The organism is Hydrogenophaga bisanensis (assembly GCF_042665135.1).
Lineage (GTDB): Bacteria > Pseudomonadota > Gammaproteobacteria > Burkholderiales > Burkholderiaceae_C > Hydrogenophaga > Hydrogenophaga bisanensis.
The window spans coordinates 69371-83935 of sequence record NZ_JBHTBX010000009.1 but is presented as its reverse complement, the minus strand read 5'-3'; the positions used below and the strand labels follow the sequence as shown (position 1 = coordinate 83935).

Genomic DNA, 14565 nt, shown 5'->3' with positions numbered 1-14565 from the left:
GTGCCTTTCACCATGAAAAAGCAAGTTCTGGCCCTGGCCATTTCGGCAGTCCTCCTGGCCGCCTGCGGCAAGAAGGAAGAGCCCGCTCCCGCGCCGGCACCGGCCGCTCCGGTGGCTGCTGCCCCGGCTGAGCCGGCCAAGCCCGCCGGCCCGGTGTTCGATGACGAGAAAGTCCTGAACATCTACAACTGGCCCGACTACATCCCCGAGGGCATGATCGCCGCCTTCGAGAAGGAAACCGGCATCAAGGTCAACTACGACACCTTCGAAACCAACGAAGCCCTGCACGCCAAGCTGGTGGCCGGCAACACCGGTTACGACATCGTCGTGCCCGGTACCGTGTTCGCCAAGGGCCAGATCGAAGGCGGCCTGCTGCAACCCCTGAAGAAGGACCAGATCCCCAACCTGGCCAACCTGGACGGCGAGTTCATGAAGACGCTGACCAAGGCCGACCCGGACAACCAGCACCTGGTGCCGTGGGGCTGGGGCTTCACCACCGTGGGCATCAACAAGACCAAAGCCGAGAAGGCCCTGGGCGGCATGCCCATGCCCGAGAACGCCTGGGACCTGGTCTTCAAGCCCGAGTACACCAGCAAGCTCAAGTCCTGCGGCATCGCCTACCTGGATTCGCCGACCGAAATCATCCCGGTGGCCCTGCACTACATCGGCAAGGACGCCTACTCGAACGACCCGGCCGATTACAAGGCCGCCAACGAGATGCTGGCCAAGGTCCGCAAGGACATCCGCCTGTTCAGCTCGACCATGATCGACGACATCGCCGGCGGCAAGGCCTGCGTGGCCATCGGATGGTCCGGTGACATCAACCAGGCCGCTGCCCGCGTGAAGGAAAACGGCGGCAAGGACGTGATCGAGGCCCTGCTGCCCAGCACCGGCGCGCTGATCTTCGTGGACGCCATGGCCGTCACCAAGGACGCCAAGCACCCGAACAACGCGATGGCCTTCATCGACTTCTACCTGCGTCCCGAGAACGCCGCTGCCATGGCCAACGAGATGGGCTACCCCACCGGCAACAAGGCGGGCATGGACAAGGTCAACCCCGAGATCGCCGGCAACAAGACGATCTTCGTGGAGTCGGACTACATGGCCAAGATGATCCCGCCCAGCAGCTTCACCAACGAAGCACGTGAAGCCATGGCCAACGCCTACAACGCCTTCAAGAAGGGCAAGTAAGACGGGCGCTCGCTCCGAGCACGTCGCTCCATGGGCTGTTCAACCGCCGGGTCTGAACAGCCCTTTTTGTTTCTGATGTCCTGATCACCGGAGAAATTGCATGACCCAGCCTGGCGCACAAGAGGGGTATCTGGTCACCGAGAAGCTGGTCAAGCGCTTCGACGAAGCCGTGGCTGTCGACGAGGTGTCGCTGTCGATCGGCAAAGGCGAGATCTTTGCCCTGCTGGGTTCGTCCGGCTGTGGCAAGTCGACCCTGCTGCGCATGCTGGCGGGTTTCGAGACACCGACCAAGGGTCGCATCCTTCTGGGTGGTCAGGACGTCGCCGGACTGGCGCCTTACGAGCGGCCGGTCAACATGATGTTCCAGAGCTATGCGCTGTTCCCGCACCTGAACATCTGGGAGAACGTGGCCTTCGGTCTGAAGCGCGAGGGCCTGCCCAAGGCCGAGATCCAGCAGCGCACCGACGAGATGCTCGCCCTGGTGCAGCTCACACCTTATGCCAAGCGCAAGCCGCACCAGCTCTCGGGTGGGCAGCAGCAGCGCGTGGCGCTGGCGCGCAGCCTGGCCAAGAAGCCCAAGCTGCTGCTCCTTGACGAGCCGCTGGGCGCGCTGGACAAGAAACTGCGCGAGCAGACCCAGTTCGAGCTGGTCAACATCATCGAGAAGGTGGGCGTGACCGTGGTGATGGTGACCCACGACCAGGAAGAGGCCATGACCATGGCCAGCCGGATTGCCATCATGAGCAAGGGCCGTGTGCTGCAGGTGGGCACGCCCAAGGAAATCTACGAATACCCGTCCAACCGTTTCGTGGCCGACTTCATCGGCAACGTGAACCTGTTCGATGGCAAGCTGAGCGTCGACGAGCCGGACCGCTGCGCGGTGGACACCAAGATCGGCCAGATCCAGGTCGGCTACGGCATCAGTGGTGCGGTCGACATGGCGGTGTCGGTGGCCGTGCGTCCCGAGAAGATCAGCATCGGCAAGCAGCGGCCCGACGGGGTTCGCGCCAACCTGTTTGCCGGACGCGTCAAGGAAATCGCCTATTTCGGCTCCTACAACACCTTCATCCTGGTGACCCCGCAGGGGGTGAAGGTCAAGATCACCGAGCCCAACGGTTCGCGCCACGAGATGCTGGACATCACCTGGGAGGACGATGTGTTCTTCTGGTGGGATGACACCGACGCAGTGGTTCTCCGCGATTGACCCCGACCAAGGAGCATCTCCATGGCGTCCACTCTACCGGTCCCAGGCAAGCGCTTCGTCATCGGCGTGCCCTATGTCTGGCTGTTCGTCTTCTTCTTCCTGCCGTTCCTGATCCTGGCCTACATCAGTTTCGTGGACATGGGGGAGAGCATCCACCCGTTCAAGCCGCTGTGGGATCCCGAGACCGGCATCCTGCAGCTCAAGTACGAGAACTACACCACCATCTTCCGCGACCTGGCCGGTGGTGCGCTGTTCCAGACGATCTACATCGAGGCCTACCTGCGCTCGATCTGGTACGCGCTGCTGACGGCGCTGCTGTGCCTGATCATCGGCTACCCGTTCGCCTATTTCATCGCGCGCTCTTCGCCGGCCGTGCGCCCCGCGCTGCTGATGATGGTGATGTTGCCGTTCTGGACCTCGTTCCTGCTGCGGGTTTACGCCTGGAAGGGCATCCTGGGTGACTATGGCGTCATCAACAAGCTGCTGATGGCGCTGGGCATCATCGACGAGCCCATCCTGATGCTCTACACCAACGTGTCAATGCTGGTGGGCATGACCTACGTCTACCTGCCCTTCATGGTCCTGCCGCTTTACGCCAACCTGGTGAAGATGGACTTCCGGCTGCTGGAGGCTGCGTACGACCTGGGCACCACGCCCTTCAAGGCCTTCTGGCTGATCACCGTGCCGCTGTCCAAGGCGGGCATCATCGCTGGTTTCATGCTGGTGTTCATCCCCTCACTGGGCGAGTTCGTGATCCCGTCGCTGCTGGGTGGGCCGGAGAACATCATGATCGGTCGCGTGGTCTGGGACGAGATGTTCACCAGCAACAACTGGCCGCGCGCCTCGGCGCTGGCGGTGGTGATGATCGCGTTGATCGTGCTGCCGCTGGCGGTCTACTACCACTACACCGGCGAACGCGCCGAGCAGCGCTGACCGGAGGCCAACGATGAAATTCCTCGAAAAGCATTTCGGCAAGGCCTGGATGGCGCTGGTCTTCCTGTTTCTGTACCTGCCCCTGCTGTTCATGATCGTGTTCAGCTTCAACAGCACCCGCCAGGACGCCAACTTCACGGGCTTTTCGCTGCGCTGGTACGAAGCCCTGACGCGCGACACCAAGATCGTCGAGGGCTTCTGGCTGTCGGTGAAGGTCGCGGCGGTCACCGGTTTTCTGTCGGCGATCCTCGGTACCTTCGCGGCCTTCGTGCTGGTGCGCTATCGCAAGTTCCTGGGGCGCACCGTCTTCTCGGGCATGGTCAATGCCCCGCTGGTGATGCCCGAGGTGGTGATCGGCCTGTCGCTGCTGCTGCTGATGGTGGGCGCGCAGAACGTGTTCGGCTGGCCCGAGCGCGGCATGCTGACCATCATCCTGGGCCACACCCTGCTGGGCATGGCCTACGGCATGGTGGTGATCCAGAGCCGGCTCATGGAGATGGACCGCCGCATCGAGGAGGCCGCCATGGACCTGGGCGCGCGCCCGCACCAGGTGTTCTTCCTGGTGACGCTGCCCAACATCTTCCAGGCCATCCTGGCGGCCTTCCTGCTGAGCTTCACGCTGTCGTTCGACGATGTGGTGATCTCCGAATTCCTCTCCGGCCCGGGTGTGAGCACGCTGCCGCAGGTGATCTTCGGCTACGCGCGCCGCGGCATCAACCCGACCATCTACGCCGCGGCCACGCTGCTGATCGTGACGGTGACCATCGTGATCGTGGCCTACAGTGTCTGGGTGGCGCGGTCCACGCGCAAGCGCGAGCGGGAGATCGCGGCGGCGGCCAAGAGCTGACGAGGCGGTGCGGGGCTTGTCCGATGAAGTGGACTGGCCCCGACCCCCGATTCGGGCGTAGCATGGTGCCACTTCACAGTGGAGACCCTTGCCCATGTCCGATATGCCCAGCTTCGACGGCCGTGCCGTCATCAACGGTGAACGTGTCGCGGCCCGCGACGGCCAGACCTTCGATTGCCTCTCGCCGGTCGATGGCCGGCTGCTGACACCGGTGGCCCGCTGCGGCGCGGCCGACATCGATGCCGCGGTGGCGGCTGCCCGTGCCGCGTTCGAAGACCGTCGCTGGGCGGGCAAGGCGCCGGCCGCACGCAAGCGCATCCTGATCCGTTTTGCCGAACTGATCCAGGCCCACGGCGACCTGCTGGCCCTGACCGAGACGCTGGACATGGGCAAACCCGTCAAATACGCCAAGGGCGTGGACGTCAACAGCGCGGCCAACTGCATCCGCTGGTACGGCGAGGCCGTGGACAAGATCTACGACGAGATTGCGCCCACGCCCGACACCGCGCTGGCCCTGATCACCCGCGAACCGCTGGGCGTGGTCGGCGTGATCGTGCCCTGGAACTACCCGATGATCATGGCGGCCTGGAAGATCGCGCCGGCCCTGGCCGCGGGCAACTCGGTGGTGCTCAAGCCGTCGGAGAAGAGCCCGCTGACGGCCCTGAAGCTGGCTGAGCTGGCGCTGGAAGCCGGCATTCCGCCAGGCGTCTTCAACGTGGTGCCGGGTTACGGCCCCGAGGCCGGCAGCCCGCTGGCCCTGCACATGGACGTGGACTGCATCGCCTTCACCGGCAGCACCCGCGTGGGCAAGCAGATCCATGTGATGGCCGGACAGAGTAACCTCAAGCGCGCCTGGACCGAGCTGGGTGGCAAGTCGCCCAACATCGTGTTCGCCGATTGCCCCGACCTCGACAAGGCGGTGGACGCCGCCGTGGGCAGCATCTTCTTCAACCAGGGTGAGAGCTGCAACGCGCCCTCGCGCCTGTTCGTCGAGGCCAGCATCAAGGACGCTTTCCTGGAAAAGGCCCTGGCCAAGGTGCCGTCCTACCAGCCGGGCAACCCGCTGGACAAGAACACCGTGATGGGTGCCATCGTCGACGAGACGCAGCTGTCGACCGTGCTGCGCTACATCGAATCGGGCAAGAGCGAAGGCGCGAAGCTGCTGGCCGGCGGTGAGCGTGTGGCCCCCGTGGCCGGCGGCTGCTATGTGCAGCCGACCATCTTCGATGGCGTGCGCAACGACATGACCATTGCCCGCGAGGAGATCTTCGGCCCGGTGCTGTCGGTGCTGAGCTTCACCGACGCGGCCGACGTGGTGCGTCAGGCCAATGCCAACGTGTACGGCCTGCAGGCGGCGGTCTGGACGCGCGACATCAACAAGGCCCACGGCGTGGCCCGTGCGCTGCGCGCCGGCACGGTGCATGTCAACTCTTACGACGAGGACGACATCACCGTTCCCTTTGGCGGCTTCAAGCAGAGCGGCATCGGCCGCGACAAGTCGCTGCACGCATTTGACAAGTACACCGAGATGAAGACCACCTGGATCCGGATCGATTCCCCCCTGTGAAGGAGACAAGCATGAACGCCATCAACGAACTCAAGAACGAACACACCAACGCCGCCTGGCACGCCCGGCGCCAGGCCGCCACCCCGCGTGGTGTCGGTGTCTTTGGTGATTTCTTCATTGACCGCGCGAAGAACGCCGAGTTCTGGGACATCGAGGGTCGCCACTTCATCGACTTTGCCGGCGGCATTGCGGTGCTCAACACCGGCCATGTGCACCCCAAGGTGCAGGCGGCGATCACGGCGCAGCTGCAGCGCTTCACCCACAGCTGCTACCAGGTCGTGCCCTACACCGAGTACGTGACCCTGGCCGAGCGCATCAACGCCATCGTCCCGATCGAAGGCCCGGCCAAGACCGCCTTCTTCTCGACCGGTGCCGAGGCGGTGGAGAACGCGATCAAGATCGCGCGCAGCAGCACCGGGCGCAGTGGCGTGATTGCCTTTGGCGCGGCCTTCCATGGCCGCAGCCTGTTTGCCGTGTCGCTCACCGGCAAGGTCCAACCCTACAAGGCCGGTTTCGGCCCGTTCCCGCCCGAGATCTACCACGTGCCGTTCCCGTGCCACTGCAGCTCGCTGGAAGACACCAAGAAGGCCATGGAGCAGCTGTTCAAGTGCGACATCGAGCCTTCTCGCGTGGCGGCCATCATCTTCGAGCCGGTGCAGGGGGAGGGTGGCTTCAACCCGATCCAGCAAGCGGCGGTGCAGTGGCTGCGCCAGCTGTGCGACCAGCACGGCATCCTGCTGATCGCCGACGAGGTGCAGACCGGCTTCGCCCGCACCGGCAAGATGTTCGCGATGGAGCACTATGGCGTCAAGCCGGACCTGATCACCATGGCCAAGAGCATGGCCGGTGGCACCACGCTGTCGGCCGTCTCGGGCCGGCAGGCGGTGATGGACGGCCCGGCCCCGGGTGGTCTGGGTGGCACCTACGCCGGTCACCCGCTGGCCATTGCCGCGGCCCATGCCGTCCTCGACGTGATGGCCGAGGAGCGCCTGCCCGAGCGGGCCCAGGTGCTCGGTGACCGGCTGGTGGCGCATCTGAGGGCCGCGCAGGGCCGTTACAGCCGCATCGCCGATGTCCGCGGCCTGGGTGCCATGGTGGCCTGCGAGTTTGTCGACGGCCAGGGCCATCCGGATGCCGACGCCACCAAGCGCGTGCAGATGGCGGCGCTGCGGCGCGGGTTGCTGCTGCTGACCTGTGGCGTCTACGGCAACGTGATCCGTTTCCTGTTCCCGCTGACCATCGAGGATCACGTCTTCGACAAGGGCCTGAAGATCCTGGACGAAGCGCTGACCGAGGCCCTGGGCTGAGGCTTTCGGGTACGGCCGGCGGTTTTCGGGATAATCCGCAGGCCTTGAACCCGACCACCACCCCCAAGACCTGGACCAAGACCGCCGACCGGCCGCTGCGCAGTGCGTGGCGTTCGGCCGGCGTATGGCTGCTGGCCCGTTTCATGGGGGTCCCGGTCCCCTGGCAGGCGGTCCATCAGCGGGATGGGCGCGCCCTCTTGGCCTACGAGCATCAGCGGCTGCTGGCGCTGGGCGCCGCCGGGGAGGCGGTGCCCCCGGTGCTGGCCTTCGACGGGCATTCGCTGGTGACGGGCGACATCGGCCGAACCTTCGACCACATCGTCAACGAAACCCCCTTGCCGCAACGCTTGCCACTGATGTGCGCGGCGGCCGAGGATCTGGCCGGCTTCCATGCCCGTGGCCATTGGCATGGGGGTGCCCAGGCGCGCAACCTGACCTGGGACGGTCAACGCTTTGCCCGCATGGACTTCGAGGAACCGCTGTACCCGGCGATGCCGCTGAATCAGGTGCAGCTGTACGACGCGCTGCAGCTGCTCATGTCCTATGCCCGGTTTCTGGAGTCCATGGGCCCTGGCGCTGTGCGGGATGTCTTGCAGGCTTACCGGAGCGCGTCGGTCCGGGCGTTTGCCGCCCGTGGGGTCACCCCCCCTGATTTGCCATCCTTCATCCAGCGTCTGATGTCACGCCTGCGCACAGTGCAGCGGGTGCTTCACGCGGTTCCCCGCCTGCGTGAATCCCGTGAAGCCATGCGCCTGCGCATTGTTCTCGACGGGATGGCCGCCTTCACTGCCCAGCACACCGGGCATTGAGTGTCAGGTCCGGTAACCCGGATCGGTTCTCTCCAGCCGGCGCAGCAGGGCAGGCCAGGCGATGTTCGCGCCCTGACCGGCGGTGGCCACGCGCATGACGTCGGCCATGCCCGCCAGAATGCGCGGGTCGACCCGAACCAGTTCACCGCCACCGGACTGAGCATCGATCTGGATGCGGCAGGTGTTCTCGAAGGTATACATCGAGAGGAAGGCGTCGGCGATGCTCTTGCCCACCGTCAGCAGGCCGTGGTTGCGCAGCACCAGGAAGTTGGCCTGACCCAGGTCGGCCTGCAGGCGCGGCTTCTCATCGGGGCGGAAGGCCACGCCTTCGTAGTCGTGGTACGCCAGAGAGGCCAGCACGAAGGTGCTCTGCTGGCTGATGGGCAGGATGCCGGCCTTCTGCGCACTGACGGCCACTCCGGCGCGCGTGTGGGTGTGCAGCACGCACTGCACCTCGGGCCGTGCCTCATGCACGGCGCTGTGGATCACGAAGCCGGCCGGGTTGACCGGGAAGGGCGAGTCGTGCAGCTTGTTGCAGGCCATGTCGACCTTGACCAGGCTGGATGCCGTGATCTCGTCGAACATCAGGCCGTAGGGGTTGATGAGGAACTGGTGCTCTCCACCAGTGACGCTGTCAGGCAGCTTGGCGCTGATGTGGGTGAACACCAGATCGGACCAGCCGTACAGTGCCACCAGACGGTAGCAGGCGGCCAGGTCGCAGCGCAGGGCCCATTCCTCGGGACTGACCTGTTCCTTGAGAGACGGTGTGTGCATGTCGTGCTCCGGTTCGCTGGAAGGGGTTCACGCCTAGCGGACAAAGCGCCCGTCGGCATTGACGATGGTGATTTCGGCCCAGGCATTGCCGTGGTGCTGGCCAGGGCCGAAATTCAGCAGGTTGCCGCCCAGGGACCAGTTGCGCAGGTCCTGGATGGACTGGATGATGTTGTCGGGCGTGATGCGGGGGCTGGCGCGACGCAAGGCTTCGATGAGAAAGCGCGCGCCCAGATAGCCACCGTAGGCGTTGTAGCTCACCGGCACGCCAGCGGCGGCTGCGAGGCGGTTGAACTCGCGCGCCATCGGATCCACCTGGCGCCATGGGGAGGGCACGATCTGCGTCATGGCCAGTCCTCGCGCGTCCGGGCCCAGTGCCGGTACCGCGCTGGCCGCCACCGAGAGGGTGTAGACCGGCACGTTGATCAGCGACCGGGCAGCGCGCACGAAACCCACCACCGAGGGGCCGACAGCCACCATGTACACCGCCTTGGGTCTGGCCTGTGCCAGTTCACGGGCCGCATCGGCGGCGTTGCTGCCGTCCACCGCCAGGCGGGCCACGCGCTCGATGACCACGCCCTGGGCCTTGGCACTGGCTTCGATGACCGGCAGCATCGACTGGCCGAACGCGTTGTCCTGCAGGGCAATGCCGATGCGATCGAGCTGGATGGTCGCCAGGGTGCGCAAGGCGTGCTCGGCCTCGTCCTGGAAGCTCGCTTGGGAGGTGAAGAAGGTCGGATGGGGCCTGAGGCGCAGCACGTGGGCGCCCGTCCACGCGCCCACCAGCGGCACCCGCTTGTCGGCCAGGTAGGGCAACAGGGCGCCGACACCCTCGGTGCTGCCCAGACCGGTGAGCGCCACCACCTTGTCCTTTTCGACCAACTCGCGCACGTTGGCCACGGTGCGCTGTGCATCGTAGGCGTCGTCACGGATGAGCATGCGCAACGGACGCCCGCCGATGCCGCCGGTGGCGTTGAGTGCGTCCACCGCCAACTGCTGGCCTGCCAGCGGCGCCTGGAAGGCGCCGGCGATCGGACCGCTCAGTGGGACGCTTTGTCCCACCAGAATGGCGTTGTCTTGGGCGAACCCTGGTCGGTGGATGGCGGCCAGTGTCCATGCAGCCGCCGCGCCGATGGCGCGGCGACGTGAGAGCTTGGGTGTCCCCGGCATGCTGTCTCCTCTGCGGTCCCGTGTGCTTGTTCTGTCTTGCGGACCCACGGATTGAACGGCGGCGGCGCTGCCCATCTTGTCCCCTGCACGACAGGATGGCCCTGTGAAAACCCGAAGCCCCGCACCGGCAAGACGCCTGTGCGGGGCTTCGGGTCGGTGGTACCGGGGATGGGCTCAGTTCTTGGTCGAGCAGGTGTTGAAGCCCAGGATCGCGTAGGGCGGGCACCAGCCCATCAGGCCGGTGAGCAGCGGCACCACGCCGACATAGCCCCAAAGGCCCACGGCGCCGGTGGCGGCGGCGGCAATGAGGGCCAGCCCCACGACGATGCGGATGATGCGGTCGATGCCGCCAACGTTCTTGGTCATGTTCATGCTCCTGTGCTGAACCAAACAGATCCATCACCTGGACAACGGCCGATGATGATGGGCGCAGGGCTATTGGAAGCTTTCGGGACCGCGGTGTCTGTGACCCAGGTCACACAGCGCCGGCGGGTCCGCCGGCCAGGGCGCGCAGCCGGGCGCTGTCGCGGATGGTGATGCATTCCCTGGAAAGCTCGACCATGCCTTCGCGCTCAAAGCGGTGCAGCAGCCGCGTCACCATCTCGCGCACCGTGCCCAGTTCGTCGGCCAGTGACTGGTGTGTGGCCCTGACCTGGGCACCGTGTCCCAGCAGGGTGGCCGCCAGGCGACTGTCCAGCCGCTGGAAGGCCACCGCTTCGATCAGTCCGGTGAGATCGGCCATGCGGGCGGCAAACAGCCCGAGCACGAAGTCACGGAAACCGGCGTCTTCCAGTGCCGTCCGGAAGTGCTCGGGCGGGAGCATCACCAGCGTGGTGGGCGCCGTCGACAGGCCTCTGGCCGTCAGGGCCTGGTTGGCAAACAGGCCCGCCGAGGACACCAGGCACATCTCGCCGGGTTGCACCCGGTACAACTCCAGCTCGCGGCCACTGGGAGAGGCTCGGCTGACCCGCACCTCGCCGTCGAGCACCAGCGGGAAGCCCTGGCAAGGGTCGTTCTCACGGAACAGCACCGTGCCCAGGGGCACCGTGATCACCGGCAGACCCGACAGGGTCTGCGCCTGCGACGCCAGCGAGGGGTACAGTGACAGCAGGCGCTGAGCTTGGGTGTCGTCCATGTCCGGGATTGTAGGCAGACCGCCTGTCGGGATCCGAACACGAAGCTTAAGTTCATTCAAATTTCTTGAATGAAGGCTTCAAGCGCCTTCGCTCCCGCCTGCGGTCCAACTTCCTACACTGCCGGCATGAATTCGACACCTGCCTTGCGCTACCACCCGGTCTCGGTGCTCTTGCACTGGGTTCTGGGTCTGGCTTTGATCGGTTTGTTCGCGGTGGGTCTGTACATGACCGATCTGCCGTTCTCGCCCCAGCGACTGAAGCTCTACAACTGGCACAAGTGGGCCGGTGTCACGCTGCTGGCGCTGTCCGCTTTCCGTCTCATCTGGCGCCTGACGCACCGCCCGCCGGCTTTGCCGGTCGCCATTGAATCGGCGATGCCCGGCTGGCAGAAGCTGGCCCACCATGCCACACACCATGGTTTGTACCTGCTGTTCTTTGCGGTGCCCCTGCTGGGCTGGGCCTACAGCTCTGCGGCGGGCTTTCCCATCGTGCTCTTCGGCGTGCTGCCCCTGCCCGACTTCGTGCCGGTCAGTGAGGAACTTGCCGAGCTGATCAAGCCTCTGCACAAGCTGTCGGCCTTCGCGATGATGGCGCTCGTGCTGTTGCATGTGGCCGGTGCCCTCAAGCACCAGCTGGTCGACCGCGACGGCCTCATTGCCCGGATGGGCTTCGGCCGACGCTGACCCTCACCTTTCACAGGAACTTCTCCCATGACCTTCATGCGTCCCGCGTCCTTCGTGCTGGCGCCGGCCCTGTGGCTGCCCCTGGCTGCGCAGGCCCAGCAGCAGCTCGTGCCCGCCCAGAGCGAAATTGGTTTTGTCAGTCGCCAGATGGGCGTGCCGGTCGAAGGCAAGTTCAAGACCTTCAGCGCGCAGGTGGCCTTCGATCCGGCCAAGCCGGCCGCCAGCAACATTGCCTTCACCGTCGATACCGGCAGCGCCACGCTCGGGGTGCGAGAGACCGATGTCGAGCTGCCCAAACCCATCTGGTTCAACGTGGCCCAGTTTCCCAAGGCCACCTTCCAGTCCAGCAGCGTCAAGCGGGTGGACGCCAGCAAGTTCGAGGTGGCCGGCAAGCTGACGATCAAGGGCGTGAGCAGTGACGTGGTCGTGCCCGTCACGCTGGCCCAGAGCGGCACCACCACCACCGCCACCGGCAGCTTCCCCATCAAGCGCCTGACCTTCCGCATCGGCGAGAAGGAATGGTCGGACACCTCCATGGTGGCCGATGAGGTGCAGGTCAAGTTCAAGATCGCGCTGACCGGTGTCGGCAAGCTCTGATCGCGTTTTCCCGTTTGTCCGTTTTTTGTCCACAGAGGAGTTCAACCATGCGCAAATCCCTGACCCTGCTGGCGGCCGCCGCCGTGCTGTCCACCACCGGCCTCGCCCAGGCGGCCGACTACCAGATCGATCCGACCCACACCAACGTGATCTGGGAGCAGATCCACTTCGGCACCTCCACCAACCGTGGCAGCTGGGCCAAGAAGAGCGGCACCGTGCAGTTCGATCGCGCCGCCAAGACCGGCAAGGTCAACCTCACCCTGGACATGAGCTCGGTGACCACCGGCGTGACCCCTTTTGACAACCACCTCAAGGGCGACGATTTCTTCGCCGCCGACAAGCATCCCACCGCCACCTTCGTGGGTGACAAGTTCGTCTTCAACGGCGACAAGGTCAGCGAAGTGCAGGGCGCCCTGACCCTGCGCGGCCAGACCCACCCGGTCACGCTCAAGGCGGTGCGTTTCAACTGCTTTGACCACCCGATGCTCAAGCGCGAAGTCTGCGGCGGCGACTTCGAGACCACCATCAAGCGCAGCCTGTGGGGCGTGAACTGGGGCCTGAACATGGGCGTGCCAGACGACACCAAGATCGTGATCCAGGTCGAAGCCATCAAGCAGTGATGCGCATCGTCTGAAAAAGTCTTTGCCAATGGAAAGGCCCGCCGCGTGCGGGCCTTTTGCTTGCGCGCCTACCATTGCCCTGCGGAGGTGTTGGCCATGCGAAAGCTCTTGACCTTGCTGATGCCCGTCGGGCTGTGGGCGGCATTGCCTCTGAAGGCGGCCGACTTCACCCTGGACCCGACCCATACGTTTGCCACCTTCGAGATCGACCATTTTGGTGCCACCACCAACCGGGGACGATTTGACCGAAAGCAGGGGAGTGTGTTCTTTGACCGCATCGCCGGTGTCGGTCGCGTGGACATCACCATCGATGTGGCGTCCGTCAGTACCGGGACGCCGGCCTTTGACCGTCAGTTGCTCGGTGCCGATCTGCTGGACGCCGAGCGATATCCGACAGCCCGGTTCGTGTCCGAGCGCTTCATTTTCCAAGGCGACCGCGTCACGTCGGTGGAGGGGCAGCTGACGCTGCGCGGCCAGACACGGCCCGTCTCCTTCCGGGCACTGAAATTCAACTGCTACAACAGCCTGGTGTTCAAGCGCACCGTGTGTGGGGGCGAGTTCGACACCGTCATCGATCGCACCGACTTCGGCATCGACTACCTGGTGCGCTTCGGCGTGGCGCGGGACGTGAGGTTGCTGGTCCAGATCGAGGCGATTCAGCCCTGAGCTTGCCGGGTTTGCGGGGTTGACGGCTGTGTGTCGGCCTCCAGGCGCTCCAGAAACAGGAGCGCCTGTGTCCGGCTGGTCCCGCACATTTCCGGGCTGGGCGGCAGCGAGGCGCAGACGGCGGGCCGTTCGGGCAGGCCGAACAGCCGGCAAGCCAGGGCCTCATCCAGGTGGGGACATCTCATGCCCGCCGGCTTGCCGCCCGGCAGGCCGGGCAGGGGGCTGCTGATCGAGGGGGCGATGCAGCAGGCGGCGCAGCCTGGACGGCAGTCCATCCGCGGCTGGTCAGGCGCTGAAACGCCGCGCGGCCCAGAGCACCTGGTCGATCACGCCGTGCACGGCGGTGCGCTGCGCGTCGTTGCTGATGCGGCCGTCCGGGTCAAAGGCTTCGGTGGCTTTGGGCATCGCAAACTGCTTCGGGGCGACCCAGGCCTGCAGGTTCAACAGCAAGGGTGTCAGGTGGCTCAGGCTGCGCACGCCACCCAGTGCGCCGGGCGAGGTGGACAGCAAGCCGACGACCTTGCCGGCGAAGGCCTTGGTGCCGCTGCCCCACACCGGGTCGCCCTTGACGGGGCTCGACACCCAGTCGATGGTGTTCTTGAGCAGGGCCGTGTAGCTGCCGTTGTACTCGGGTGAGCAGATGATCCAGGCCGGGTGGGCGTGGAAGATCTCCTTGAGGCGGATCACATCGCGCGGCGTGCCTTTGGCTTCGAGGTCGGCGTTGTACAGCGGCACGTCGAAGTCGGCCAGTTCCAGGCGGGTGACCTGGGCACCCTCGGCAGAGGCCATGGCCGTGACGGCGCCGGCCAGCTTGCGGTTCCAGGAATGTTCGCGGGTGCTGCCTGCAAAGACGAGGAGGGGGATGGCGGTATTCATATGCTGATTGTGGCATTGCCGGCTTGCAGCAAACCTGCATTCGCCGCCATGTCCTGTTCTGGCGTGGCCCAAGGCCAGCCCTTCGGATGGGCAGGCATTTCGCAGGCCTCAGGCAAAGATGGGACAATTGGCGCCTGTCGCCCCGGCCAGAGCAGGCCCCGGGGCACGCCGTGTTTCACGTGAAACAC

17 protein-coding genes are annotated in these 14565 nt (G+C 65.4%); 11 read left to right on the top strand and 6 right to left on the bottom strand.

The window, feature by feature from the left end; genetic code table 11:
• Positions 1–12: 12 nt before the first annotated feature.
• The 7 genes from ACFQNJ_RS14015 (at position 13) to ACFQNJ_RS13985 (ending at position 7858) form a co-directional block, all read left to right on the top strand.
• A complete protein-coding gene (locus ACFQNJ_RS14015; RefSeq protein WP_374640325.1) occupies positions 13–1191 on the top strand; it encodes an extracellular solute-binding protein in 1179 nt (392 codons plus the stop codon).
• Positions 1192–1291: 100 nt separating this feature from the next.
• Complete coding sequence (locus tag ACFQNJ_RS14010; protein ID WP_382258609.1) at positions 1292–2395, top strand: ABC transporter ATP-binding protein; 1104 nt, start codon at positions 1292–1294, stop codon at positions 2393–2395.
• Positions 2396–2416: 21 nt separating this feature from the next.
• Positions 2417–3328, top strand: coding sequence for an ABC transporter permease (locus ACFQNJ_RS14005; protein WP_374640323.1), 912 nt, complete (start codon positions 2417–2419; stop codon positions 3326–3328).
• Between the two features lie 13 nt (positions 3329–3341).
• The gene (locus tag ACFQNJ_RS14000; protein WP_374640322.1) at positions 3342–4175 is read left to right on the top strand and encodes an ABC transporter permease; all 834 of its coding nucleotides are present in this window, start codon (positions 3342–3344) and stop codon (positions 4173–4175) included.
• 94 nt (positions 4176–4269) lie between these two features.
• On the top strand, positions 4270–5742 hold the full coding sequence (locus ACFQNJ_RS13995; protein ID WP_374640321.1) for an aldehyde dehydrogenase: 1473 nt from the start codon (positions 4270–4272) through the stop codon (positions 5740–5742).
• Between the two features lie 11 nt (positions 5743–5753).
• Positions 5754–7049: a 4-aminobutyrate--2-oxoglutarate transaminase gene (gene gabT / locus ACFQNJ_RS13990; RefSeq protein ID WP_382258604.1), complete on the top strand. Its 1296-nt coding sequence runs from the start codon at positions 5754–5756 to the stop codon at positions 7047–7049.
• A 44-nt stretch (positions 7050–7093) separates the two neighbouring features.
• Positions 7094–7858, top strand: a complete 765-nt coding sequence (locus ACFQNJ_RS13985) for a BUD32 family EKC/KEOPS complex subunit (protein ID WP_382258601.1) — start codon at positions 7094–7096, stop codon at positions 7856–7858.
• A 3-nt stretch (positions 7859–7861) separates the two neighbouring features.
• Here the strand turns inward: ACFQNJ_RS13985 and ACFQNJ_RS13980 are convergent, their stop codons facing one another.
• From ACFQNJ_RS13980 to ACFQNJ_RS13965, 4 genes are all read right to left on the bottom strand, one after another.
• Positions 7862–8632, bottom strand: coding sequence for a class II aldolase/adducin family protein (locus ACFQNJ_RS13980; RefSeq protein WP_382258598.1), 771 nt, complete (start codon positions 8630–8632; stop codon positions 7862–7864).
• Between the two features lie 33 nt (positions 8633–8665).
• Positions 8666–9799 (bottom strand): ABC transporter substrate-binding protein, encoded by a 1134-nt coding sequence (locus ACFQNJ_RS13975; protein ID WP_382258595.1) that lies wholly within the window; start codon positions 9797–9799, stop codon positions 8666–8668.
• 174 nt (positions 9800–9973) lie between these two features.
• Entirely contained in the window at positions 9974–10165 is a 192-nt protein-coding gene (locus tag ACFQNJ_RS13970; protein WP_374639253.1) for a YgaP family membrane protein, read from the bottom strand.
• A 109-nt stretch (positions 10166–10274) separates the two neighbouring features.
• On the bottom strand, positions 10275–10934 hold the full coding sequence (locus ACFQNJ_RS13965) for a Crp/Fnr family transcriptional regulator (RefSeq protein ID WP_382258591.1): 660 nt from the start codon (positions 10932–10934) through the stop codon (positions 10275–10277).
• Between the two features lie 126 nt (positions 10935–11060).
• Here ACFQNJ_RS13965 and ACFQNJ_RS13960 point away from each other — a divergent pair, with 126 nt between their 5' ends.
• The 4 genes from ACFQNJ_RS13960 to ACFQNJ_RS13945 all read left to right on the top strand — a co-directional run bounded on the left by ACFQNJ_RS13960 (position 11061) and on the right by ACFQNJ_RS13945 (position 13501).
• Positions 11061–11618 carry a cytochrome b gene (locus ACFQNJ_RS13960; protein WP_374639257.1) on the top strand — a complete coding sequence of 186 codons (558 nt, stop codon included), beginning with the start codon at positions 11061–11063 and terminating at the stop codon, positions 11616–11618.
• A 27-nt stretch (positions 11619–11645) separates the two neighbouring features.
• Positions 11646–12215, top strand: coding sequence for a YceI family protein (locus ACFQNJ_RS13955; RefSeq protein WP_382258587.1), 570 nt, complete (start codon positions 11646–11648; stop codon positions 12213–12215).
• A gap of 47 nt (positions 12216–12262) precedes the next feature.
• Positions 12263–12835 (top strand): YceI family protein, encoded by a 573-nt coding sequence (locus tag ACFQNJ_RS13950; RefSeq protein ID WP_382258584.1) that lies wholly within the window; start codon positions 12263–12265, stop codon positions 12833–12835.
• Between the two features lie 96 nt (positions 12836–12931).
• Positions 12932–13501, top strand: coding sequence for a YceI family protein (locus ACFQNJ_RS13945; protein ID WP_382258581.1), 570 nt, complete (start codon positions 12932–12934; stop codon positions 13499–13501).
• Here ACFQNJ_RS13945 and ACFQNJ_RS13940 read toward each other — a convergent pair.
• The gene (locus tag ACFQNJ_RS13940; protein ID WP_382258578.1) at positions 13492–13776 is read right to left on the bottom strand and encodes a YkgJ family cysteine cluster protein; all 285 of its coding nucleotides are present in this window, start codon (positions 13774–13776) and stop codon (positions 13492–13494) included. The two genes, ACFQNJ_RS13945 and ACFQNJ_RS13940, sit on opposite strands and share 10 nt — an antisense overlap.
• A gap of 10 nt (positions 13777–13786) precedes the next feature.
• Positions 13787–14377 (bottom strand): NADPH-dependent FMN reductase, encoded by a 591-nt coding sequence (locus ACFQNJ_RS13935; RefSeq protein ID WP_382258575.1) that lies wholly within the window; start codon positions 14375–14377, stop codon positions 13787–13789.
• Between the last annotated feature and the right edge of the window lie 188 nt (positions 14378–14565).